Here is a 22,162-nt window from a genome sequence, read left to right on the forward strand (position 1 = left end):
ACTATTCAGCTCCTTTATTAGAATAAAACTCTTTTACCCAATTAATTATTTCTTCCTCTTTTACGCCATCTGTTAAACAATCAATTAATAAATTAGAAAGTTTATTTTTATATTTTAAAAGGGTATCTGTTGAAACAGTCTCTTTTGTTAAACCAATTACAAATGTTCCTTTACCCCTTATCGTTTCGATGATTCCAGTGCGCTCTAGTTCTTGATAGGCTCTACTAACAGTATTTGGATTGATCACCAATGTAGTTGCTAATTCACGTACGGAAGGAAGTTTATCGCCATTTACCAAAATCTTTCTTAGAATTTGTTCTTTTGTTTGTAGAACAATTTGTTCCCAAAGGGGTAAATGGCTTCTTGGGTCTAAAATAATAATCAAGAGATCACCACCTCAAATGTTTTCTTAAGTGTATGGAGTGTATTAAGTGTATGGATGTAATTAATACACTTTACTTATATCATATGTTTTCATGTATGTAAATAGTTCCATTCTTTCTAATATTTTCTTCTGTGGTTGATTAAACTACTTATATTTGGAAAAAATATGTATGAAAAGAATGGAGGGTTATAGATGAAAAGGGTATTACTAACTCTTTTAAGTAGTGTTATGATCTTTTCTTTATCACTACCTAAAGTAAATGCAAGAGAGACACAAAATAATGATGTAAGTTTGGCAAAAAGTGCATTATCTTCCGTAATTATTGAACAAGATACTGGGAAAATCTTATATGAAAAAGACGCTAGAAAAGAGCTTCCACCAGCAAGTATGACTAAGATTATGACAATGCTTATTATTATGGAAGAAATCAATAAAGGAAAACTCAGGTTAGATGAAAAAGTTATGACAAGTGAACATGCTGCGTCAATGGGCGGATCACAAATCTTTTTAGAACCTGGCGAAGAGATGACAGTAAAAGAAATGTTAAAAGGGATTGCAATCGCATCAGGAAATGATGCATCGGTGGCAATGGCAGAGAAAATTGCAGGTACAGAAGAGGCGTTTGTCGCTCTAATGAATAAAAAAGTAAAACAGTTAGGATTAAAAAATACACATTTTGAAAACCCAACTGGGCTACCAGCACCTGGTCATTATTCATCTGCGTATGATATGGCAATCATGGGAAGAGAGCTTTTAAAATATCCATTAATTACAAAGTTTACTGGTACTTATGAAGATTACTTGAGAAAAGATACTGAAAAACAATTTTGGTTAGTTAATACGAATAAACTAGTTCGTTTTTATCCAGGAGCGGATGGTTTGAAAACTGGATTTACTGCAGAAGCAAAATATTGTTTAACAGCAACTGCTAAGAAGAACAACATGCGAGTAGTTAGCGTGATTATGGGTGCACCAACTTCTAAAGAAAGAAATGCACAAATGACAAATTTGCTTGATTATGCATTTAATCAATATCAAGTAAAACAGTTAATTAAACAAGGTGAGAATATCGAAAGGCTTAGTATTAGCAAAGGTAAGTCTAAAGGTGTAAATGTTATCACTAAAAGCCCAGTTTCAGTTGTTTTGAAGAAGGGTGAAGCGATGAATAAAATTACGAAAGATATTCAGCTGAACAAAAATATTCAAGCCCCAATTAAAAAAGGGCAAGTTGTCGGTGTTTTAATATTAAAACAAGGTAGCAAAGTTTTATCTAAAACAGATTTGGTTGCTAATAAATCGGTAAGTAAAGCTAATTGGTACGATTTATTTAAGCGTACTGTTGGAGGATTCAACTGATTTTTTCCGACTAATTTCGAGTATTACTAAAAGATTTGGCGTTTTGCCACTAGTTTTGTCATACGTGAAGGAATTCGGTTTAGTTTTAAAGAACTCTAAAATAACCGTCAAATAAGGAGGTTATTGTAGTGAGTCTTAATATTGAACTTGAAGTGAAAAATGCAATCCTTTGTGTAAGACTTGCAGGGGAACTAGATCATCACACTGCTGAGGATTTACGTTTACAAGTAAATGAGGTATTAGAGTCACAGACTATCAAACATATTTTATTAAATCTTGAGCATTTAACGTTTATGGATAGTTCTGGTTTAGGTGTCATTTTAGGTAGATATAAAGTTATTCGAAATAAAGGTGGAGAAATGGTTGTATGTTCAATTTCTCCATCAATTAAACGGTTGTTTGATATGTCTGGTTTATTTAAGATTGTTCATTTAGCTGATGATGAGTCAAATGGACTTAATGTATTGGGGGTGGCATAATGCGAAATGAAATGAACCTTCAATTTTCCGCATTAAGTCAAAATGAATCATTTGCTCGTGTAACTGTAGCTGCATTTATTACCCAGCTAGATCCTACATTAGATGAATTAACAGAAATTAAAACTGTCGTATCTGAGGCTGTTACAAATGCGATTATTCATGGTTATGAAAATAATCCTGAAGGTATCGTATTCATTTCAGTTCTACTTGAAGATCAGACAGTAACTTTAACAATTCGAGATGAAGGTATAGGTATTGCTGATTTAGATGAAGCAATGCAACCTTTATACACTTCAAAACCAGATTTAGAAAGATCCGGCATGGGATTTACGATTATGGAGAATTTCATGGATCAATGTGAAGTTGTGTCCACTATTAATGTTGGTACAACGATTACCGTTAAAAAGTACTTATCAAATAGCAATGTTTTAAGTAATTAAGGAGAATCGCCTATGGACGTAGAAGTCAAGCAAGATCAACCCCGTGCGCAGTTAAAGGATCATGAATTAAAAGAGTTAATTAAGCGTAGTCAGGCTGGAGATCAATTGGCTAGAGACAGCATCGTCGGGCACAACATGAGACTTGTATGGTCAGTTGTTCAGCGCTTTATTAACCGCGGATATGAACCAGATGATTTATTTCAAATTGGTTGTATCGGATTATTGAAATCGGTAGATAAATTTGATTTATCTTATGATGTACGATTTTCTACATATGCTGTTCCGATGATTATCGGAGAAATCCAACGATTTATTCGAGACGACGGAACGGTTAAAGTGAGTCGTTCATTAAAGGAAACGAATAATAAGATTCGAAAAGCAAAAGAAGAATTAAGTAAAACGCTTGGAAGAATGCCTACAATTAACGAGATTGCTACTCATATGGAAATTACACCAGAGGATGTCGTACTTGCACAAGAGGCAAGTAGAGCTCCTTCATCAATACATGAAACGGTGTATGAAAATGATGGTGATCCGATTACATTGTTAGATCAAATTGCTGATAACCATGAAACAAATTGGTTTGAAAAATTTGCATTAAAAGAAGCGATAAAACAACTAGATGATCGAGAGCGATTAATTGTCTATTTACGATATTATAAAGATCAAACTCAATCAGAAGTTGCTGAACGATTAGGAATTTCTCAAGTGCAAGTTTCAAGACTAGAGAAAAAGATTCTCCAACAAATGAAAGACAAAATTAAATAAAATCTTGAGCTAAATAAGCTGAAGAATCGTAGGAAAAACAATACGATTTTTCAGCTTTTTTATTTTGTCTTTATATTTGAGTTTTTACTGTAACTCTAGTTTCAAATAAAGATGAACATCTTCAAGTCCCATTATCAGATGCTTTTTTTGATAGGACTGACGACAAACTTTTCCTATTTTTACTTACCGAACTACTGGAGATCAATCTTACTGGACTTATATTTTTGGGAAGTTTTCACATACTAGTTGTAATTGAATTCATAAAGCTTTGAAACTGAGGGGAAAGTATGAATAAGGTGTTATATATTAAATTAATCAATCGAATCGTTGTACAAGTAGGTAAACGTGTACATCTAGGAGAGATTGCACGATTACAAGGGATTAATGTTGATTTAACCCGAATTCAAAACATCATTGTACATGAATCAAAAAAGGAGGATGGTACACATACAGTTATTGATATTCTAGAGCTTTTACCATTAATTCTTGAAATTGAACCTGATATTTCGTTCGAGCTAGTTGGAGTGACAATGTGCATAATAGAACTTAAAAATGAAGTTTCAAAGGATCGTTTTTTTCTGTTTTGTTTCGTTTGGATCTTGTTATTTACAGGTTCTTCATTAGCAATTATTTATTTCCACGAAGATGTTAGCATGCAACAGGTTCAACAACGAATTTACTATATGATTACAGGAGAACATAATCATAAACCTTTATTACTTCAAGTACCATATTCTTTTGGACTAGGAATTGGGATGATTTTATTTTTTAATCAATGGTTTAAGACTAGATTAAACGAAGAACCGAGTCCTCTTGAAGTAGAAATGTTTCAGTACCAACGCTCAATGGATGAATATGTGTTAGTAAACGAAAATAAAAAGCCAAACAAAAGTGTAAATACCGATGATTAGAGAATTGTTTATAGTGTTTGTAGGTTTTTCAGGAGGTATTGCTGTTGGTACGGGCTTTGTAGCATTTTTATCGGTTATTGGAATTATTCCAAGACTAACGCAGTTAACAAAAACGATTAAAAAAATTCGAGCTTATGAGTTTGCAGTTATTTTAGGAGCAATCTTTGGTTGCTGGATTAGTTTGCGAAATACCGTTTTTAATTTGCCGAATATCTTTTCAATATTTATTGGGCTGTTAGCAGGTATTTTTATTGGAATGTTAGCTGCAGCGTTAACCGAAGTATTAAACGTTTTTCCCATCTTAGCGAAACGGATTGGCATTCAAAAGAAAATTGTGTACTTATTAATGGCAATTGCACTAGGTAAAGTTTTTGGGTCGTTATTTCATTGGATTTATTTTATAGAGTAAAGGATGGATGAAATGAGTGGGAAATTAAAAGCTAATTATAAAGAGAATATAAAACCATACCAACCGAAAAAACCGGTATTAAAAAATTGTATTAAAGCGTTTTTAGTTGGTGGATTTATCTGCCTTTTAGGTGAATGTATTACGAAAATCTATATTAACTATTTTAACTTTACTGAAAAAAATGTAGGTGATCCAACAGTAGCTACACTTGTATTAATTTCTAGCTTACTTACAGGGTTTGGTATATATGACAAAATTGGACAATTTGCAGGTGCAGGATCTGCTGTTCCTGTAACAGGCTTTGCCAATTCTATGACGAGTGCAGCTATGGAACATAGAAGTGAAGGTCTCGTTCTAGGGGTTGCAACAAATATGTTTAAACTAGCTGGTTGTGTAATTGTTTATGGAGTTGTTTCGGCATACGTCGTTGGAATGATTCGATACGCATTTAAAGTATTCCTTTAGGAGGTGAGTACATATGGCTTTAGTCGGTAAACAAACTTGGGAGTTTCAAAATGGTGTTTATGTCCAAGCATCTGGAACCGCTGTTGGACCAAGAGAAAACTTGGGACTGTTAGGTGGCAAATTTGATTATGCTTATGAAGATCTTCATTGTAATGAAGATAATTGGGAATTGGCAGAAAGAGCATTAATGAGAAATGCAATTTCAGTTGCACTAAAAAAAGCAAACAAAACCGTAGAAGATATCGATGTATTTTTAGCAGGTGACTTACTAAATCAAAATGTTACTGCGAACTTTATGGCAAGGGAATTGCAACTTCCTTTTTTATGTATGTTTGGTGCATGCTCAACATCTATGGAAACGGCTGCACTTGGTGCGCAGTTAATCGATAGTGGCTACGCAAAAATGGCATTGGCAGCAACAAGTAGCCATAATGCTACTGCTGAAAGGCAATATAGATATCCTACAGAATACGGTGGACAAAAACCAGATTCTGCAACTTTTACAGTAACTGGAGCAGGAAGTGTTCTCCTTTCAAATAAAAAAAGCAAAATAAAAGTAAAATGCGCCACAATTGGTACAGTTCAGGATTTAGGTTTGACAGATCCATTCGACATGGGTTCTGCGATGGCACCAGCAGCAGCCTATACAATTGTACAACATTTTAAGGACACAAATACGACGCCTGATGATTATGATTTTATCGTAACTGGAGATCTTTCAGCTGTAGGCGCACCTATTTGCGAACAACTTGTTAGAGAAGAAGGATATGATATGGCTGGAAAATACAATGATTGTGGATTGCTAATCTATGATCGAGAAAATCAAGAAGTTTTTGCTGGGGGAAGTGGATGTGCTTGTTCAGCAGTTGTAACATATGGTCATTTATTTCAAGAATTAAATAAAGGTACTTATAAACGAATTTTAGTAGCGGCAACCGGAGCTCTTTTAAGCCCAACAATGATTCAACAGAAAGAATCAATTCCAACTATTTCACATGCTGTCGTTTTCGAAAGCTGTTAGGAGGTGTTCAGATGGATTTTGTTAATGCTTTTATAGTAGGAGGTCTAATTTGTGTAGTTGGCCAATTACTTTTTGATTTCACAAAATTAACACCAGGGCATGTGATGTGCATATTTGTAGTAATTGGATCAATTTTAGATGGGTTTGGCATTTACGATAAGCTAATAAAATTTGCTGGTGCAGGTGCAACCGTTCCAATTACTAGTTTTGGCCATTCTTTATTACATGGAGCGATGGCGGAAGCAAGTGATCACGGATTTATTGGTATTGGAATGGGGATTTTTTCCCTAACTTCATCTGGAATTTCAGCAGCAATTTTATTCTCATTTATAATAGCACTTATTTTTAAGCCAAAAGGTTAACTTATGAAAAAGAAAAGGATCATTATCGTAACCGACGGAGATGTTTATGCACATCGGAGTATTGAGTATTTGGCAAAACAATTTGGCGGATGCACAATATCACAATCGAAAGGTAATCCCACTAAGTTCTCTGGAAAGAGAATGGTTGAAATCATAATGCAAGCACAAAAGGAACCAGTATTTGTATTGTTTGATGACAGTGGCTTTATGGGAGAAGGTCCTGGAGAAAAAGCTTTAAAATATGTAGCAAGTGATAAACATATTGAAGTTATTGCTGCACTAGCAGTAGCATCAAATACACATCATCAAGAATGGACAAAAGTAGATGTAAGTATTGATAACGAAGGGAATTTAACGGAATACGGTGTCGATAAGTATGGAGTACCTGATATTGAAATCGGAAGAATAAATGGAGACACCGTTTATAATTTAGATCAACTAAATATTCCTTTCATTTTAGGAATCGGCGATATTGGAAAAATGGGTGGAAGAGATGATATAGAAATCGGTTCACCCATTACAAGAAAAGCAATTGAATATATCCTCGAGAGGAGTGAACTCCAATGACTACGAAAAAAGAGCCGACAAAACTTACAAATAAACTAGTTACAAATGCTTATACAATTAGTGATCGGATCGGTTATGGAGTAAGTTTTGATGTCGGAAAACGTGTGATTTTTGTAAATAAAGTTGAAGTTAATCTATATTATGTTAACGGATTAACGGATACAAGTTTTATTCAAAGATTCTTAGATGACTTAATTGGGTTAGAAAAAGTCGAGAAAAATAAATCAATGTTTAAAAATATTGAGGATACAATTGTCCATCAATCAGTAGAAATCGTTTTAACATTTGAAGATGTTATTAAGAAAGTATTATCAGGTTTAATTGTAGTATTAGTTGATGGAGAAGATAAAGGACTTGCAGTCGATGTTAGGAGTTATCCTGGACGTGGTCCAACAGAACCAGATACTGAGCGAGTAGTACGTGGATCACGAGATGGTTTTACTGAAAACATTATTAATAATACTGGCCTAATTAGAAGACGAATTCGCGATGAAAATTTAAGAAATGAAATTCTTCAGGTAGGTGAAAGCTCTAAGACAGATATTTGTTTGTCCTATATAGAAGGCTTAGCGCATGCGGAACTTGTAAAAGAAGTTCGGGATCGAATTACAGGTATCCACGTTGATGGTCTTACAATGACAGATAAGAAATTAGAGGAATTTATTTTAAAACAAGGATATAATCCTTTTCCTTTAGTTAGATATTCGGAAAGACCTGACGTTGTTGCAAACCACATTCTCGAAGGACATGTATGTATTATCGTGGATACATCTCCGAGTGTAATCATTACGCCTGCAACGTATTACCACCATATGCAACATGCTGAAGAATTCAGACAGACTCCTACAGTCGGAACATTCCTTCGATGGTGTCGTTATATAGGAATTTTTATGTCAATCTTTTTATTACCATTTTGGTTGCTATTATGTAATTATCCAGAGGTATTACCAAAATCATTAAGTTATATTGGTCCAAAAGAAACAAGTAATATTCCAATTTATTTACAATTAATTATTGCCGATATGGGGATTGAATTTCTGAGAATGGCAAGTATACATACACCAAATGCAGTTTCCACTTCGATGGGGATTATTGCAGCAGTATTAATTGGGCAAGTCGCAATTGATGTAGGCCTTTTCCAACCGGAAGTAGTACTATATACAGCTGTGTCAATGATTGGATCATATGCGACGCCTAGTTATGAGCTAGCACTTGCAAATAAATTGGCCAAATTCTTTATATTAATTTTAACTGCAATATTAGGGGTTAAAGGCTTTATGATTGGTTCAACACTATTTATACTGTTTTTAGCAAGCCTCAACACTTTAAATACACCTTATTTTTGGCCATTTATTCCATTTGATGGAAGAGCCTTCTGGCATTTAGTTATCCGTACAAAAGCTAGTGAAAGTCAACATCAAAAAGGTGGAAAAACAATCGGTGATGCTACTATTTGATCTGCTTATGAAATAAAAGAGGGGGGCTGTCCTAGGAGTCAGATTAACTGATAAATAGACGGCCACAAAAATGTACTAGCGCTGGGGAGGTATCTCAACAGCGCTTTGCATTTGTAGTAGATAAAATCGAACTTTTTGATAGTAATTAGCCTAATTTTTATTGGAAATAGAAAAAATTAGAGCTATCCATTTAATATAAGCTGATATTGTATTTTCTTTAACTTGAAATACCCGTACTGGTATGGGTAACTTTTATTTTTAATTGCGCTTTTATAGAATTTAATTGCAGTTTTGTTAAATTTAATTGCGATACTCAAATTTTAATTGCAGTTTTACCAAATTTAATTGCGATAATCAAATTTTAAGTGCACCTCATGATTTATTTGCACAGTCTGAGCTTTTTTTGCAGTGCAGCGCGCTTTTAACACAATAAACCCGGTTACTTTTTTAAGTAACCGGGTTTGTTTCATTATTATTTAAAGAATGAAAGAATCGCATCAAATAATGCGGAGAAGAAATCTTTAAGTTTTTGAATAAAAGATTGACCTTCTTTAGAATTTAGGTAATCTGAAATTTTATTTTTAGCTTTTGTTAATTGGTTTCCTACTTGATCCCAATTAATATTTAAATCTTTCATTTTTTCAAATAAAGACATCAAACTAGCCTTTTGATCTGCAGTTAATGTAATACCAAGATCCTTTGCTATTCGATCAATTAATGATTTTAATTCATCAGTTGACATGTTTGGATTTTTAGCAAGCTCTTCTTTCACTTTAGTGACAAGTTGTACAGCTTTTTCATTACCTACTGAATCACCAAGTTTGGCAGTTTTAACCATTTCTTCATTTGCTACTTTTTTAACATCATCAGGTATAACTTCACCTGAACTTAGCTCATAAGCCTTCATAATCCCAGTTAAAGCAGCTGTACCAGAGACCTCAAATGGTGCAGTAATGACAATATTTGCATCTTTTAATCCAGCTGTGATTAAAGCATTTGTATACATTGAGTTAGTAACCCATGAAATGTTATTTGATTGAACGACGATACCTGTATTTTTTTCACCGATTGTAATCATAGCAGATGAAAGAGCTCGAGTACCGATTTGAGCACTAGGTACAGTACCATCTAAATATTTATGCTCCTCTTGATTCGAAACAGTCACAATTCTAGCATCAGATGGTGCACCCATTTCAGCTAATAATGATTTCTTTTGCGTTTCAGACAAATTTTGTCCAAGAGTAACAATCGTATCACCAGGAACAGAATCAGCAAATACCGATAAAGGCATAGCTAATAATCCCATTGAAATGGTGAACGCTAATAACTTTCTTTTTAACAAAGAGACACTCCCTTTACAATAATCCAAATTTTACATCTTACAACACTATTATAGTACTTTTAGAAAACTTGTCATTACTTTTTGTTTTTTGTATGATTATATCAGCGTTACTAGTTTATTCAGTAATGAAAAATATAGGACAATTAAGTCTTATGAAATTGTACATACATAAGGAGGATTTTTATTATGAAAAAAGCAAGTATTACATTTGAAAATGGTGAACAAATTTTAATCGAATTATTCCCAGAGCATGCACCAGGTACAGTTGAAAACTTTGAAAAATTAATCCGTGAAGGTTTCTACAATGGATTAACTTTCCACCGTGTAATTCCTGGATTTGTATCTCAAGGTGGAGATCCAAACGGTAATGGAACAGGTGGCCCAGGATACAAAATTAAATGTGAAACTGTTGGTAACCCATTAAAACACAAAGCTGGATCTTTATCAATGGCACATGCTGGAAAAGATACTGGTGGTAGCCAATTCTTTATCGTTCACGAGCCACAACCACATTTAGATGGCGTACATACAGTATTCGGTCAAGTAATCGAAGGTATGGATACAGTTTTAAGAATGCGTAATGGCGATGTTATGCAAGAAGTTAAGGTTTGGGACGAAGAATAGTCAAACCAATATTCTAAAAAGACTTCAAATGAAGAAAACCACAAGGGGAAAATTTTTCCTTGTGGTTTTTTAACATGTTCATGATGGATTAAACGGTGAAATATTTCATAGTAGTTCGGACGACTTATTGAACATTAAATTAGAAGATTAATTTTTGTATTTTTTGAAAAATGTTTAGTTTTTAGTGTTTCACATTCTATTTTCATGTTATTTCTTCACTATTCTTGATTCCTATCATCTAATTCAACATGATTCATCGTCTTATTTGCAGTTTTCTTATTTTTAATTGCAGATTTCCCAAATTTAATTGCAGATTTGGCTTTTTTTATTGCACATACTCCGATTTAATTGCAGTTCACTTGAATTTAATTGCACTAACTGGTCTCACCTTGATCTTCAACGCTGTTGATAATAATGCTGGTTATAATAAGAATTTTGATAATAATTTTGGTTCTGCTGATTTGCAAATTGATGCTGATTTTGAACTTGTCGATTACAGTTTTTTGGTGGTCCTATAAATATAGAAGGTTGTAAATTTGCTGTTGCATTTTTCCATTGGTTTTCATCAAGGCAGTAAGTATGTGAGACGATATTTGAAGGTGTAAATTTCAGTAAATCAGAGAATAAAATTACATCAGGGGAAGGTGCATTAAATATTGCTAATAAATGAGTATTGTCAACATTTGCAATTTCATAATGCCACCAGCCTTGTGGTACGTTTGCAACTTGACCAGGAGTAATTGGAAAATTTAATAGTTGCTTTGTATAAGGATTCAAAATCGATACAACTGCGGCGCCAGAAATACAATATACTAATTCTGATGAATTTTGATGATAATGTGGCTCTACAACATTATTTACACTTAAATATATATCTAATAAAGACAAATTATCCAAAGTATTCAAATCATTAACACTTAATTGATTGATAAAGTTTTGATTATCCTTCACAAAGGCATGGTTTTTATTTATATCATAAGTATATTGAATATTTGGCGATGTATAATCTAAATCCAACCTCATAATGATCACCCTTTTATAGAACTCTAACTAAAATTTACTTTATTCAAATTTAGCTAATTGGTGACAAAAGCCTATAAGGTTGGAATGGCAAGAAGTATACAAGGCTAGAACACTAAATCATTCTAAATTCCTCCTATACCATATATCCCGTTTTTCCTTCTCTCTGGTTTTCTGACTTGACAGAAAAATGTGAGAATTATATATTTGAAATATTGATATATTAGGAACGAATTTTTATATTTACCGTAATATAGAGGGATAATCAATCATATATTATGTATTGGTTTAGATGCTAATTAGAGTTTTAATAATTTTTAAGAGGGGTTAACATGTTAATTAGGTATAAGAAAACATATGAGAAAATTGCAATGGGCCTGCTTTCGTTTATGCCGAATGAAAAGAATGTGAAGAGCTTAGTAAATACGATTAAAGATTATGAAACTAAAGATGATAATCATTTGTTCCTTTGGAAATTAGACGATATTGTTGGGATTATTGGAATACAACTACTACCAGATAAGGTTATTATGATTAAACATTTAAGTGTAAACCCTTCATTCCGAAATCAAGGTATTGCAACTTCACTTTACGATGCTATTAGATCTCAGTATACAGACTATACAATCGTAACAACGCAAGAAGTAGCTTCATTTATTGAACATTGCCATGTTAGTTTGAAAGTATTATAAAAAAAGGTGCTCATTTTTTTTGAGCACCTTTTTTTGCGTTGGCGTTGTAATAAAAATGCTTCTATGAACATTCAAGAGTAAGGATTTTTAAACTTCATGCTATTTTTGCATACTCATGAACCAGTTATGAGTAAGTACGAACCAAGAAATTACTATTTAGCTTACTCATGAACCAGTTATGAGTAAATACGAACCAAGAAATTGCTATTTAGATTACTCATAAACCATTCATGAGTAAGTACGAACCAAGAAATTACTATTTTGCTTACTCATAAACCAGTTATGAGTATTTTGCTTCATAAACCAGCCATGGCTAGGTATGATTCAACTTCCATTTCGAAACACTAAAAAAAGGTGCCCAATTATTTGAGCACCTTTTCCTATAACTCTAAATTTTTCTTCGTAATTCTAATTGCTTTAATCTTTCCGAAATGACATCTGTTCGATCTCTTGTAGAATGTTTATTAATTAAATCTTCCGTAAAAGTCGAGTAATTTTCTTCTTGATTTTGATATCTTTCAATCAATTCTTGGTCATATATCGGGAGATTGAAAGGGTGAAATTCTGTTTCGTTTTGAAGGTTTAGCTGTAAATCTGATATGATTTGTTGAAAGCGTAATTGATCAATACCAGCCATTTCCAATAAATTAGAATCATTTGAAAAGATAATAACGTGTCGAAATAATTTTTTTGCACCAGTAAAGTTTCTTCTTCTATAATGATATAACACTACTGATAATCTTATTAAACCTAACCAGACCTTTTTATATTGATGATTTAATTCAAGTTTCCATTGTTCCTCAAGAATTTCATGACATTCAAAAAAATCTTGATCAAAATGGAAATGACATAAATATTTTATGTATCGCTCGTTTTTATTGTAATGGACCAAGTTTTTCACCTCTTTATTACTAAAATTTTATCAGAAATGGAATTATTTAAAAAGAAGAAAGCCTAGAACTAATGTCTAGACTTTCACGTTTTGTTTATTCACGGGGTTAAATTAACAGACGAAAGCACATCCTACGATGATTAATAAAATAAATAATACTACGATTAAAGCAAAGCCTCTGCCGTGGCCGAAACCGCCGAACTCTGGAGAAACAGCACCTTTACTCATGAAATAACCTCCTTACCAAAAAAAAAATTCTTCTTGCACTGATATCTTATGAAAAATTTTAGAAAATGGTATAGGCGTAAAACTAAAAATTTAGGAACAAAGTAACTTCATCGATGAAAAAACCTTTTCTGTTATATAGTTTTATGAAATAATACTTTATACTGTTATAGAGTATATTTTTATTTTAAAGTAAGTTGGTGAGTAGTTTGTGAAGCAATATGAAGTTAAAATTGATGCATTTGAAGGGCCATTAGATTTATTACTTCATTTAATTCAACGATTTGAAATTGATATTTATGATATACCTGTGTCTGAAATAACAGATCAATATGTTTCATATATTCATACAATGAAAGAATTAGAATTGGATATTGCAAGTGAATATTTAGTGATGGCAGCTGAATTACTTGCGATGAAAAGTAAAAGTATTTTACCTAATCATGAAGAACAAGCTGATTGGGATGCTGTACTTGAAGAAGACCCTAGAGAAGAACTAATGAATCGATTAATTATATATAAGCAATTTAAAGAAGCGGCTATCGTATTTCAGGAAAAAGAATCCGAACGTGCGATGATTTTTACCCGAAATCCGGTTGATTTGTCCGAATATGGACCTAGACCAGAAGATATTATCATGCCGACTGATGTTACGATTTACGATATGTTTGGTGCACTTCAAAAGCTATTTAAACGTAAAAAGCTACAAGAACCGCTTCAAACTAAAATTGTTCGTGAGGAAATATCGATCGAAAAAAGAATGGGTGAAATTATTACCTACTTAAAAAGTATAAAAAAGAGAACAAATTTCATCAGTTTATTTCCATATAATGATAAAGAAAGTATTGTAGTTACTTTTTTAGCGATTTTGGAGTTAATGAAAACAAAAGACATTGTAGTAGAACAGGAACAAAACTTTTCAGAAATATTTCTAACATCACGAGAGGTTTTTGAAGATAAGCAAGCTGAGGTGTACTTGTAATGGAACAGGAAAAAAATTTAGTAGGAGTTCTTGAAGGACTTTTATTTGTAGCTGGCGATGAAGGAATATCGATTGTCGAGCTATCTGAGACTTTAGAATTAAGTCAGTCAGATGTTCTAGAATTAATTGAGAGTCTAAAAAAAGAATATGAAAATCCTAACAGAGGATTACAAATTAGAATATTAGCTAACAGATATAAACTTACTTCAAAGAGGGAACATGGTGAGTTTTTTAAAAAATTAGTTGAAAGTCCATCGAACTCTTCGTTGTCACAAGCAGCATTAGAAACTTTAGCGATTGTTGCATATCAACAACCTATCACGAGGACAGAAATTGAAGATATTCGTGGAGTTAAGACTGAAAAACCAATTCAAACTCTTGTCTCTAAATATTTAATTAAAGAAGTTGGACGTGCGGAAGGTACTGGACGTGCAATTTTATATGGAACTACTTCTGAGTTTTTAGATTATTTTGGTCTAAAAAATATAAAAGAATTACCTCCACTACCACAAGATTTAAAAATGGAAGAGGTTGAAGAAGAAGCAGATTTATTTTTTAGTAAATTTGAAAAACAAGATTAGTTAAAAAATTCTGCAAATCTTTATGTATCCTATGTTAAACTAATACTATGGAGATCTTGGAGGGTGAAAGAATTGTTAATTTATAATTGTCTTGGGTATGAATTAGTAAAGGCTCAACCAAATACTTCAGAAGATTTTTTTAATCGTTCTGAAGTTGAATATGAATATAATGGTCAAAAAATTGTTACTTCTGTCTTATATGTTCGCTTTTTTGAAGAACAACTTTCTGAAGTATGTGATTTAAAAACAACTAGATTATATGAAAATGGTGATCAATCAGTAGATTTCCGTGATATAGTGGCACTTGCGCTAATTATTAAAAATCCTGATTATCGTGGAAGAAAGCGAATATATATTAATGAATTAGATCAATTTGTAAAAGAGCTACAAGGTGCTGATTTTGATAAGTTGGTAGGATATGTGAGAAGTATTAAACAAAATTCAAATAAAATTGAAATATCGATCTAATTTAACGGAGGGAAAAAAATGTCGAATAAGATGGTAGAGCATCAATTAAAAATTGTTGGTAATCAATTAGGGATTGTTGGTCTAGAGTGTAATTTGTTTTTAAATAAGAATTCTTTACCGTCATTTCAACATGAAAACCAAGCAGTGGATCCTAACTACTTAGAAAAAATACTTTCTTCATTACGTAGAATTACAGTATATTGTGAAGATGCTAAAGAAGTTTGTGAGAAAATTTTAAGTGGACAGTTCCATAAAGCAACTGCTGAAGATACTTTACATAAAATTTATCACAGATGTATCGCAGAATTCTTCTCTCCTAAAAACGATGCATGGTATGAAAATAGTCGTGCAGCATACACTGGTAATCAAGCAATTACATTCTATAAAGCTGTACCAGGTACAGTCCAAGACCTATTTTCGTCATTAGAAAAAGTTTTTCAACAAATGCGAGAAGAACTTGAGTATTATGAAACAGATTATTCAACAAAACTTATGCAACAATACAAACAGTAATTAGAAAATAGTTAAATGTAAATAGTAATGTTAAAAGACAAAGACTAGAAATTTTCTAGTCTTTTCATTTTGTAAAAAACTCAAAAAAATTGGATATATCTAGTAATTTTTATCTAAGATACGTTACAATACTATAGAAATTTCTTTGTAAGAGAAGAGGATTAAAAATGAAACAAATGTATTCAATTGGACAAAGGACAATCAAAACAGCAATCGGAAGTGGTATATCCCTATTAATTGCAGAAGCTCTACATTTACAAAATTACAGTACTGCAGCTGTCGTTACATTATTAAGTATTCAAAATACAAAACGCAGATCATTTATTGTTGCAATTCAAAGATTTGTTGCATCAGTAATTGCAATGTTAATTGGATGGATGATGTTTGAATTTTTAAGCTATACGCCATTAACAGTTGTCATTTATTTTCTTTTAACTATACCCTTGTTAGTCACATTAAGATTACAGGAGGGAATCATTCCAAGCTCAGTGATCGTTTTGCAAATCTATGTGAGTAACAATAAATCAATATCTTTCTTAATTAATCAAGTTGAAATTTTAGCAGTTGGGATCTTAATTGCTTTAATAATGAATACATATATGCCGAGTATTGAGAAGAAGATGATTGAATCTCAAAAGAAAATCGAGCAAAATTTTAAAATGTTACTGCTTGGTATTGCATTAAAAATGAAGGGTAAGGATGAAGATTCACAAAATGATTTAATGTATGAAACAAAAATACTTTTACAAACGGCGAAAACATTAGCTTATAGGCAAGTTGAAAATAGCTTTATAAAATCAAACTTATATTATATTAATTATTTTGAAATGAGAGAACGTCAATTAGAAATCATATCGAACCAAATCATTCCTTTATTAAAAAAGGTTGCGTTAAATTATCCGCATTCAAAAATTATCGCTGAATTTTTTGAGGACACAGGTGTTTACTTAAAAGAAAAATCTACGGGGATTGAATTATTAGGGGAATTCAGTCATATGATGAATGACTTTAGAAAGATGCCATTACCTGAATCAAGGGATGAGTTTGAGACTAGAGCTAGTTTAATGATGATTGTTTATGAATTGGAAAAAGTGATTTCATTAAAAATGGAGTTTTACTCAGAAAATCAGATTGTTTTAGAGAAGCTAAACTAATCATTTCTTAGAAGTACATGTGGAATTAATATCTTATTTATACGAATTCCAATTATCGCGTGAAACACGTGAATACCGGTAATAGCTATAAATTTAATATCATACAATGGAAAGTAGAAGAGAAATTTATTTTCTCTGATGGAGGTGTATGATGTTAAATCAATCTGAACTCGTCACTTACTTTCAGGAGGTAGAAATCTGGTGTGCGAATGTATTACAGTTGCTGTCTGAAAGATTTGACCATATTCAAGAAAAAGAACTATTAGAATATAAAGTAAAACTCTTGTTAAACAGAATGGGGACAAAAGGTCATTATGTAGATCAAAATTCCTTTTTAGATGAAATTAGTATGGATGTGGACGACATTCAAGAACGATTAATTTCAATTTTAAATGAAGAGGAATATGATGATAGCTATGCGTATCGGGTAATAGAAGTCGAAGAGAGAGTAGGGATTGGTAAACATGAGCTTCCACCTTTACCATATCCATATAATGCACTCGAGCCATATATATCAAAAGAGATCATGATGCTGCATCATGATAAGCACCATAAAAGTTATGTAGATGGTTTAAATAAAGCTGAGCTTGAATTAGAAAAGGCAAGAAAAAATAAGGAATACGATTTATTAAAGCATTGGGAAAGAGAGCTTGCATTTCATGGGTCGGGTCACTATTTGCATACTATATTTTGGAATAATTTAAGTAAATCAGGTGGAGGGCAACCTCATGGAGTACTTTTAAAACAAATTGAAGATGACTTCGGAAGTTATGAAGACTTTAAAGAACATTTTACACAAGCTGCTAAAAAAGTGGAAGGTGTCGGTTGGGCGATTTTAGTTTGGGTTCCAAGAGCGAATCGGTTGGAGATCCTTCAAACAGAAAAACATCAATTCTTTACTCAATGGGATACAATTCCATTGCTAGTTTTGGATGTTTGGGAGCACGCTTATTATTTACAGTATAAATTTGATAAAGACGCATACATTACAAATTTTTGGAACATAGTTAATTGGCCGGATGTAAATTATCGATATGATTATGCTAGTCAATTAAAATGGCAACCCTTTTATTAATTGGAGAAAAATAGTAGGTGCTGGAATTGCTCAGGTTATATATCTGAACAAGTTCAGCACTTTTTTTCTTAAAATAAGTCATTTTTTTATAATGTAATTCGTAAACTTGTACTAATTAGGACTAACTGTGGAGTTGATGCGAAAGATGAAAAAATGGCTAGTAGTAGGAATCATTGGCTTATTTTTAATCGGGATTATTATTCCGACGAATAATGTTGAAGCATTTGGAGGAGTTAGTGCTAGAAATGCTGTTTTGATGGATCAAAAAACTGGACGAATCTTATATGGTAAAGCAATGCATGACTCTGAAAGAATTGCCAGCATTACAAAAATAATGACTGCAATACTTGCTGTAGAGTCCGGTAAAATGCAAAACACGATAACAATTAGTTCAAGAGCAGTTCAAACAGAAGGATCATCCATTTATTTAAAACCTGGACAAAAAATTAAGCTGGAAGATTTAGTTTATGGTTTAATGCTTAGGTCTGGTAATGACGCGGCTAATGCAATTGCCGAGGCTGTAGGAGGTAGCATCGAAAGCTTTGTTTATATGATGAACGAGAAAGCAAAAGAAATCGGAATGAGTAATACATATTTTAGCAATCCATCAGGTCTAGATCAACAAGGAAAAGAGCATTACTCATCTGCTTATGATATGGCGTTATTAACGAGATACGCTATGGAAAATCCTAAATATGCAAAAATTGCAGGTACAAAAGTACACCGTGCCCCAAATACGGCAGAATCTTGGGATTATGTTTGGAAGAATAAAAACAAGTTGCTTACTTTTATGTACAAGTATAGTACTGGAGGAAAAACCGGATTTACTAAAAAAGCAAGAAGAACTCTTGTTTCAACTGCTTCAAAAAATGGAATGGATTTAATTGTTGTAACACTAAATGATGGCCAAGATTGGCAAGATCATATGTCACTATTCGAATATGGTTTCAGTAACTATCCTTTAACGAAAGTATTAAGTAAAGGTGGAATTAAAGAGGTCACAAATAAAAAATATAAAGGACATGTTTATATGAAAAATGACTTCTCTTATCCATTAGATAAAAAAGAGCGAGATCAAGTAAGAATCACAATTGAAATGCAAAAGCCGACAAAGAAAAAAATCGCTAATGATGCAATTGTTGGTAAAGCGATTATCGAATTAGAAGGTGAACAAATTGGATTTAGAAATATTTTTTATAGTGATAGTAAGGTCAAAGTATTTACGAAAGAAATAATCCAAAATGGGAAACAAGTTTTATTAAACTTAATGGGAGAGCACTCTGATGGTTAATATTATTTGGGTTGCTCTTACAATAATTGGTTTTATTTTTGCGATGATTAATGGCACTATGGACGAAGTAAATAAAGCAGTATTTGACGGAGGAAAGCAAGCAATTACCATTATTATTGGACTAGTTAGTGTTCTTGTTTTTTGGTTAGGTCTAATGCGAATAGCAGAAGAATCAGGATTATTAAAAATTCTTTCGAAATTATTTCAACCATTTCTAGCATTCTTATTCCCGAGAATCCCTAAAGACCATCCAGCACTTGGTTATATTATGTCAAATATGGTGGCCAATTTATTCGGTTTAGGTAATGCTGCAACACCATTAGGTATAAAGGCGATGGAACAACTAAAAGTATTAAATAGAAATAGTAATGAAGCAAGTGATGACATGATTACATTTTTAACGTTAAATACAAGTGCAATCACTTTAATTCCTACAACTGTCATAGGTGTTAGAATGTCTTATCATTCTTCAAATCCGACTGAAATAGTAGGTGTTACTATACTTGCACAGGTCGTTTCATTTATTGGGGGAATCGCAGTAAATAGTTTTTTTGCAAGTAGGCGAAATCGAAAGGGGAGAAAATAAATGGGATATATGAATACGATCTCACTTTATATCATTCCATTTATTATCGCTGCCATTTTAATACATGGAACATGGAAAAAGGTGCCGACGTATGAATCTTTTGTAGAAGGTGGAAAAGAGGGTGTAACAATTGCTGTGCAATTAATTCCATTTTTAGTAGGTATGCTAGTATCCATCTCGATCTTTAGAGCCTCAGGTGCTCTAGAGTTTTGTGTAGAACTTATGCGCCCGTTATTAAGTTCACTTGGTATACCTGCAGAAGTTTTTCCACTGGCAATTATTCGACCTATTTCTGGTTCCGCTGCTTTAGGAATTACGTCGGATTTAATTAAAACATATGGACCGGATTCATTTATCGGAAGACTAGCTTCAACTATGCAAGGTAGTACAGATACAACGCTATATGTTCTAACAGTGTATTTTGGAGCGGTAGGTATCCGTAAAATGGGTGATGCATTAAAAGTAGGATTAATTGCAGATGCAATCAGTATTATTTTTTCAATCATTTTTGTGACAATGTTCTTTTCTTAATTAAAACCCATACGATTAAAAAGTACTTTTCAGAGTGTTGAAATAAAAATGGTCAAACGTATTTTAAGTAAACCTAATTATAATTTAATTTATTTTTTGATGGATTAATAATGATTTTAATAATTAATATATTTGAGCAGTTTTATTATATAAACAAACTCTAGTAATTGTTTATTCTTGAAAGTTAAAAATATTTAAGAGCTAATTTTTAATTGAAACAAGCAGTTATGCTACTCTAAGTAAAGGATATTAAATTAGGTTTTTAGGGTAACCATTTTTTGATGAATAAGTTGATTGGAACGAAGGGATGCTCGACTCCTATGGGANNAAGGCTGAGACCCCGCAGGCTAGCCGAGGAGGCTCAGGTCTCGCCCCATGGAAAGCGAGCATCCCGTAGTGGAAATCAACATCACCTTAATCCTTTTACGAAAATTTGAAAACTAAATGACAAGGTTGTTTTTCAACAGCATGAAAAAGTGCTTTTATTTTAGGATAAAAGTACTTTTTTATTGCGCATTTAAAATTAATATCTTATAATACCAATAAGAATAGTTGGTATTAAGACAACATTCAATTTTACCCATGTTGCATATAATGGATTGGAAGAAACTAACCTTTTTGTGACATAAAGGAGCTTGAAATTATGAAAGTTGTAAAATCAGTACACGAGCTGATCGGATCAACACCATTGCTTGAAATTACAACATTCCCTTTACCAAAAGGAACAAGACTATTTGCAAAGCTAGAATTCTGTAACCCAGGTGGAAGTGTAAAAGATCGACTTGGAATGGAATTATTAGAAAGTGCACTTAATGAAGGTAAATTAGAAAAAGGTGGTACAGTAATTGAACCAACCGCTGGAAATACAGGAATTGGTTTAGCATTAGCAGCTATAAAATTTGGCGTAAATGTGATATTTGTTGTTCCTGAAAAATTCAGTATTGAAAAACAAACATTGATGAAAGCACTTGGAGCAAAAATTGTGAACACTCCTACAGAAGATGGAATGATAGGTGCAATTAAAAAAGCGAATGAACTTTCAAAAGAAATACCGAATTCATTTGTACCTTCACAATTTAGTAATGAAGCGAATCCAAGAACCTATTACAAAACATTAGGTCCAGAGTTAGTTGACCAACTCGATGGAAAAATAGATGTATTTGTTGCTGGAGCTGGTAGTGGAGGAACCTTTACTGGAACAGCTCAGTATTTAAAAGATAAATTACAAAATGTAAAAACAGTTATTGTTGAACCAGAAGGATCAATATTAAATGGCGGAAAGCCAGGTTCACATGATACAGAAGGAATTGGAATGGAATTCATTCCTGCCTTTGTAGATACAAACTTATTTGATGAAATTCATACAGTACTTGATTCTAACGCATTTCGTTTAGTAAAAGAACTAGCAACGAAAGAAGGACTTTTAGTTGGAAGTTCATCAGGAGCTGCGTTATATGCAAGTTTATTAGAAGCAAAAAAAGCAAAACCAGGGAGTACAATCGTAACGATTTTCCCAGATAGTAGTGAAAGATACTTAAGTAAAAACATATATAGTGAGGGATAAAA

28 protein-coding genes are annotated in these 22,162 nt (G+C 32.6%); 23 read left to right on the forward strand and 5 right to left on the reverse strand.

Annotated features, from left to right (window positions below; translation table 11 throughout):
• Nucleotide 1: 1 nt before the first annotated feature.
• Entirely contained in the window at nt 2–385 is a 384-nt protein-coding gene (locus CN946_RS04430; RefSeq protein ID WP_098860067.1) for a GntR family transcriptional regulator, read from the reverse strand.
• A 192-nt stretch (nt 386–577) separates the two neighbouring features.
• On the opposite strand from CN946_RS04430, the gene CN946_RS04435 reads away from it, so the two are divergent.
• From CN946_RS04435 to CN946_RS04485, 11 genes are all read left to right on the forward strand, one after another.
• The gene (locus CN946_RS04435; protein WP_098860068.1) at nt 578–1,741 is read left to right on the forward strand and encodes a D-alanyl-D-alanine carboxypeptidase family protein; all 1,164 of its coding nucleotides are present in this window, start codon (nt 578–580) and stop codon (nt 1,739–1,741) included.
• A 128-nt stretch (nt 1,742–1,869) separates the two neighbouring features.
• Nucleotides 1,870–2,220 carry an anti-sigma F factor antagonist gene (gene spoIIAA / locus CN946_RS04440; protein WP_069031806.1) on the forward strand — a complete coding sequence of 117 codons (351 nt, stop codon included), beginning with the start codon at nt 1,870–1,872 and terminating at the stop codon, nt 2,218–2,220.
• Complete coding sequence (spoIIAB, locus tag CN946_RS04445; RefSeq protein ID WP_025672021.1) at nt 2,220–2,660, forward strand: anti-sigma F factor; 441 nt, start codon at nt 2,220–2,222, stop codon at nt 2,658–2,660. Before spoIIAA ends, spoIIAB begins: the two co-directional genes overlap by 1 nt.
• A 12-nt stretch (nt 2,661–2,672) precedes the next feature.
• Nucleotides 2,673–3,428 carry an RNA polymerase sporulation sigma factor SigF gene (sigF, locus tag CN946_RS04450; RefSeq protein WP_056466881.1) on the forward strand — a complete coding sequence of 252 codons (756 nt, stop codon included), beginning with the start codon at nt 2,673–2,675 and terminating at the stop codon, nt 3,426–3,428.
• Nucleotides 3,429–3,715: 287 nt separating this feature from the next.
• Complete coding sequence (locus tag CN946_RS04455) at nt 3,716–4,339, forward strand: stage V sporulation protein AA (RefSeq protein ID WP_098860069.1); 624 nt, start codon at nt 3,716–3,718, stop codon at nt 4,337–4,339.
• Complete coding sequence (locus CN946_RS04460) at nt 4,332–4,748, forward strand: stage V sporulation protein AB (RefSeq protein ID WP_098860070.1); 417 nt, start codon at nt 4,332–4,334, stop codon at nt 4,746–4,748. Before CN946_RS04455 ends, CN946_RS04460 begins: the two co-directional genes overlap by 8 nt.
• A 12-nt stretch (nt 4,749–4,760) precedes the next feature.
• Nucleotides 4,761–5,213, forward strand: a complete 453-nt coding sequence (gene spoVAC, locus CN946_RS04465; protein ID WP_069031810.1) for a stage V sporulation protein AC — start codon at nt 4,761–4,763, stop codon at nt 5,211–5,213.
• Between the two features lie 13 nt (nt 5,214–5,226).
• On the forward strand, nt 5,227–6,234 hold the full coding sequence (gene spoVAD / locus CN946_RS04470; protein WP_097979051.1) for a stage V sporulation protein AD: 1,008 nt from the start codon (nt 5,227–5,229) through the stop codon (nt 6,232–6,234).
• Nucleotides 6,235–6,245: 11 nt separating this feature from the next.
• On the forward strand, nt 6,246–6,596 hold the full coding sequence (gene spoVAE / locus CN946_RS04475) for a stage V sporulation protein AE (protein WP_098429714.1): 351 nt from the start codon (nt 6,246–6,248) through the stop codon (nt 6,594–6,596).
• 3 nt (nt 6,597–6,599) lie between these two features.
• Nucleotides 6,600–7,163 (forward strand): stage V sporulation protein SpoVABEA, encoded by a 564-nt coding sequence (gene spoVAEA / locus CN946_RS04480; RefSeq protein WP_049819788.1) that lies wholly within the window; start codon nt 6,600–6,602, stop codon nt 7,161–7,163.
• The gene (locus CN946_RS04485; RefSeq protein WP_098860071.1) at nt 7,160–8,620 is read left to right on the forward strand and encodes a spore germination protein; all 1,461 of its coding nucleotides are present in this window, start codon (nt 7,160–7,162) and stop codon (nt 8,618–8,620) included. The genes spoVAEA and CN946_RS04485 overlap by 4 nt, the downstream gene beginning before the upstream one ends.
• A gap of 472 nt (nt 8,621–9,092) precedes the next feature.
• Here CN946_RS04485 and CN946_RS04490 read toward each other — a convergent pair whose 3' ends face one another.
• Nucleotides 9,093–9,926, reverse strand: a complete 834-nt coding sequence (locus CN946_RS04490) for a DUF1002 domain-containing protein (RefSeq protein WP_286133818.1) — start codon at nt 9,924–9,926, stop codon at nt 9,093–9,095.
• Nucleotides 9,927–10,148: 222 nt separating this feature from the next.
• Between CN946_RS04490 and CN946_RS04495 the strand changes: the two genes are divergently transcribed.
• Nucleotides 10,149–10,586, forward strand: a complete 438-nt coding sequence (locus tag CN946_RS04495) for a peptidylprolyl isomerase (RefSeq protein ID WP_056466860.1) — start codon at nt 10,149–10,151, stop codon at nt 10,584–10,586.
• Between the two features lie 396 nt (nt 10,587–10,982).
• Here the strand turns inward: CN946_RS04495 and CN946_RS04500 are convergent, their stop codons facing one another.
• Nucleotides 10,983–11,609: a cupin domain-containing protein gene (locus CN946_RS04500; RefSeq protein WP_098860072.1), complete on the reverse strand. Its 627-nt coding sequence runs from the start codon at nt 11,607–11,609 to the stop codon at nt 10,983–10,985.
• Nucleotides 11,610–11,938: 329 nt separating this feature from the next.
• On the opposite strand from CN946_RS04500, the gene CN946_RS04505 reads away from it, so the two are divergent.
• Nucleotides 11,939–12,298 carry a GNAT family N-acetyltransferase gene (locus tag CN946_RS04505; protein WP_025672354.1) on the forward strand — a complete coding sequence of 120 codons (360 nt, stop codon included), beginning with the start codon at nt 11,939–11,941 and terminating at the stop codon, nt 12,296–12,298.
• Nucleotides 12,299–12,686: 388 nt separating this feature from the next.
• Here the strand turns inward: CN946_RS04505 and CN946_RS04510 are convergent, their stop codons facing one another.
• Together CN946_RS04510 and CN946_RS04515 are read right to left on the reverse strand one after the other, a co-directional pair.
• Nucleotides 12,687–13,190 carry a DUF309 domain-containing protein gene (locus CN946_RS04510; RefSeq protein ID WP_176547205.1) on the reverse strand — a complete coding sequence of 168 codons (504 nt, stop codon included), beginning with the start codon at nt 13,188–13,190 and terminating at the stop codon, nt 12,687–12,689.
• A 111-nt stretch (nt 13,191–13,301) separates the two neighbouring features.
• Nucleotides 13,302–13,418 carry a YjcZ family sporulation protein gene (locus tag CN946_RS04515; protein WP_084006686.1) on the reverse strand — a complete coding sequence of 39 codons (117 nt, stop codon included), beginning with the start codon at nt 13,416–13,418 and terminating at the stop codon, nt 13,302–13,304.
• A 208-nt stretch (nt 13,419–13,626) separates the two neighbouring features.
• Between CN946_RS04515 and CN946_RS04520 the strand changes: the two genes are divergently transcribed.
• The 10 genes from CN946_RS04520 (at nt 13,627) to CN946_RS04565 (ending at nt 22,160) form a co-directional block, all read left to right on the forward strand.
• Nucleotides 13,627–14,397, forward strand: coding sequence for a segregation/condensation protein A (locus CN946_RS04520; RefSeq protein WP_098860074.1), 771 nt, complete (start codon nt 13,627–13,629; stop codon nt 14,395–14,397).
• A complete protein-coding gene (gene scpB / locus CN946_RS04525) occupies nt 14,397–14,978 on the forward strand; it encodes an SMC-Scp complex subunit ScpB (RefSeq protein WP_098860075.1) in 582 nt (193 codons plus the stop codon). Before CN946_RS04520 ends, scpB begins: the two co-directional genes overlap by 1 nt.
• A gap of 72 nt (nt 14,979–15,050) precedes the next feature.
• Complete coding sequence (locus CN946_RS04530) at nt 15,051–15,446, forward strand: hypothetical protein (protein ID WP_098860076.1); 396 nt, start codon at nt 15,051–15,053, stop codon at nt 15,444–15,446.
• An 18-nt stretch (nt 15,447–15,464) separates the two neighbouring features.
• Nucleotides 15,465–15,959, forward strand: coding sequence for a DUF3907 family protein (locus CN946_RS04535; RefSeq protein ID WP_098860077.1), 495 nt, complete (start codon nt 15,465–15,467; stop codon nt 15,957–15,959).
• A gap of 167 nt (nt 15,960–16,126) precedes the next feature.
• Nucleotides 16,127–17,113 carry an aromatic acid exporter family protein gene (locus CN946_RS04540; protein ID WP_098860078.1) on the forward strand — a complete coding sequence of 329 codons (987 nt, stop codon included), beginning with the start codon at nt 16,127–16,129 and terminating at the stop codon, nt 17,111–17,113.
• A 151-nt stretch (nt 17,114–17,264) separates the two neighbouring features.
• Complete coding sequence (locus CN946_RS04545; protein WP_098860079.1) at nt 17,265–18,188, forward strand: superoxide dismutase; 924 nt, start codon at nt 17,265–17,267, stop codon at nt 18,186–18,188.
• 136 nt (nt 18,189–18,324) lie between these two features.
• Nucleotides 18,325–19,479 carry a D-alanyl-D-alanine carboxypeptidase family protein gene (locus CN946_RS04550; protein WP_141546859.1) on the forward strand — a complete coding sequence of 385 codons (1,155 nt, stop codon included), beginning with the start codon at nt 18,325–18,327 and terminating at the stop codon, nt 19,477–19,479.
• Nucleotides 19,472–20,065: a nucleoside recognition domain-containing protein gene (locus CN946_RS04555; protein ID WP_098860081.1), complete on the forward strand. Its 594-nt coding sequence runs from the start codon at nt 19,472–19,474 to the stop codon at nt 20,063–20,065. Before CN946_RS04550 ends, CN946_RS04555 begins: the two co-directional genes overlap by 8 nt.
• The gene (locus tag CN946_RS04560; protein ID WP_098234498.1) at nt 20,066–20,596 is read left to right on the forward strand and encodes a spore maturation protein; all 531 of its coding nucleotides are present in this window, start codon (nt 20,066–20,068) and stop codon (nt 20,594–20,596) included.
• A gap of 643 nt (nt 20,597–21,239) precedes the next feature.
• A complete protein-coding gene (locus CN946_RS04565; RefSeq protein WP_098860082.1) occupies nt 21,240–22,160 on the forward strand; it encodes a PLP-dependent cysteine synthase family protein in 921 nt (306 codons plus the stop codon).
• The last annotated feature ends 2 nt before the right edge of the window (nt 22,161–22,162 follow it).

It is taken from the genome of Bacillus sp. AFS053548, assembly GCF_002575105.1.
GTDB lineage: Bacteria > Bacillota > Bacilli > Bacillales > Bacillaceae_G > Gottfriedia.

Coding starts and splice junctions, on each gene's coding strand:
- CN946_RS04435 (WP_098860068.1), top strand. CDS start 578: ATGAAAAGGGTATTACTAACTCTTTTAAGTAGTGTTATGATCTTTTCT.
- spoIIAB (WP_025672021.1), top strand. CDS start 2,220: ATGCGAAATGAAATGAACCTTCAATTTTCCGCATTAAGTCAAAATGAA.
- sigF (WP_056466881.1), top strand. CDS start 2,673: ATGGACGTAGAAGTCAAGCAAGATCAACCCCGTGCGCAGTTAAAGGAT.
- CN946_RS04455 (WP_098860069.1), top strand. CDS start 3,716: ATGAATAAGGTGTTATATATTAAATTAATCAATCGAATCGTTGTACAA.
- CN946_RS04460 (WP_098860070.1), top strand. CDS start 4,332: ATGATTAGAGAATTGTTTATAGTGTTTGTAGGTTTTTCAGGAGGTATT.
- spoVAC (WP_069031810.1), top strand. CDS start 4,761: ATGAGTGGGAAATTAAAAGCTAATTATAAAGAGAATATAAAACCATAC.
- spoVAD (WP_097979051.1), top strand. CDS start 5,227: ATGGCTTTAGTCGGTAAACAAACTTGGGAGTTTCAAAATGGTGTTTAT.
- spoVAE (WP_098429714.1), top strand. CDS start 6,246: ATGGATTTTGTTAATGCTTTTATAGTAGGAGGTCTAATTTGTGTAGTT.
- spoVAEA (WP_049819788.1), top strand. CDS start 6,600: ATGAAAAAGAAAAGGATCATTATCGTAACCGACGGAGATGTTTATGCA.
- CN946_RS04485 (WP_098860071.1), top strand. CDS start 7,160: ATGACTACGAAAAAAGAGCCGACAAAACTTACAAATAAACTAGTTACA.
- CN946_RS04490 (WP_286133818.1), bottom strand. CDS start 9,926: ATGGGATTATTAGCTATGCCTTTATCGGTATTTGCTGATTCTGTTCCT.
- CN946_RS04495 (WP_056466860.1), top strand. CDS start 10,149: ATGAAAAAAGCAAGTATTACATTTGAAAATGGTGAACAAATTTTAATC.
- CN946_RS04500 (WP_098860072.1), bottom strand. CDS start 11,609: ATGAGGTTGGATTTAGATTATACATCGCCAAATATTCAATATACTTAT.
- CN946_RS04505 (WP_025672354.1), top strand. CDS start 11,939: ATGTTAATTAGGTATAAGAAAACATATGAGAAAATTGCAATGGGCCTG.
- CN946_RS04515 (WP_084006686.1), bottom strand. CDS start 13,418: ATGAGTAAAGGTGCTGTTTCTCCAGAGTTCGGCGGTTTCGGCCACGGC.
- scpB (WP_098860075.1), top strand. CDS start 14,397: ATGGAACAGGAAAAAAATTTAGTAGGAGTTCTTGAAGGACTTTTATTT.
- CN946_RS04535 (WP_098860077.1), top strand. CDS start 15,465: ATGTCGAATAAGATGGTAGAGCATCAATTAAAAATTGTTGGTAATCAA.
- CN946_RS04540 (WP_098860078.1), top strand. CDS start 16,127: ATGAAACAAATGTATTCAATTGGACAAAGGACAATCAAAACAGCAATC.
- CN946_RS04545 (WP_098860079.1), top strand. CDS start 17,265: ATGTTAAATCAATCTGAACTCGTCACTTACTTTCAGGAGGTAGAAATC.
- CN946_RS04550 (WP_141546859.1), top strand. CDS start 18,325: ATGCGAAAGATGAAAAAATGGCTAGTAGTAGGAATCATTGGCTTATTT.
- CN946_RS04555 (WP_098860081.1), top strand. CDS start 19,472: ATGGTTAATATTATTTGGGTTGCTCTTACAATAATTGGTTTTATTTTT.
- CN946_RS04560 (WP_098234498.1), top strand. CDS start 20,066: ATGGGATATATGAATACGATCTCACTTTATATCATTCCATTTATTATC.
- CN946_RS04565 (WP_098860082.1), top strand. CDS start 21,240: ATGAAAGTTGTAAAATCAGTACACGAGCTGATCGGATCAACACCATTG.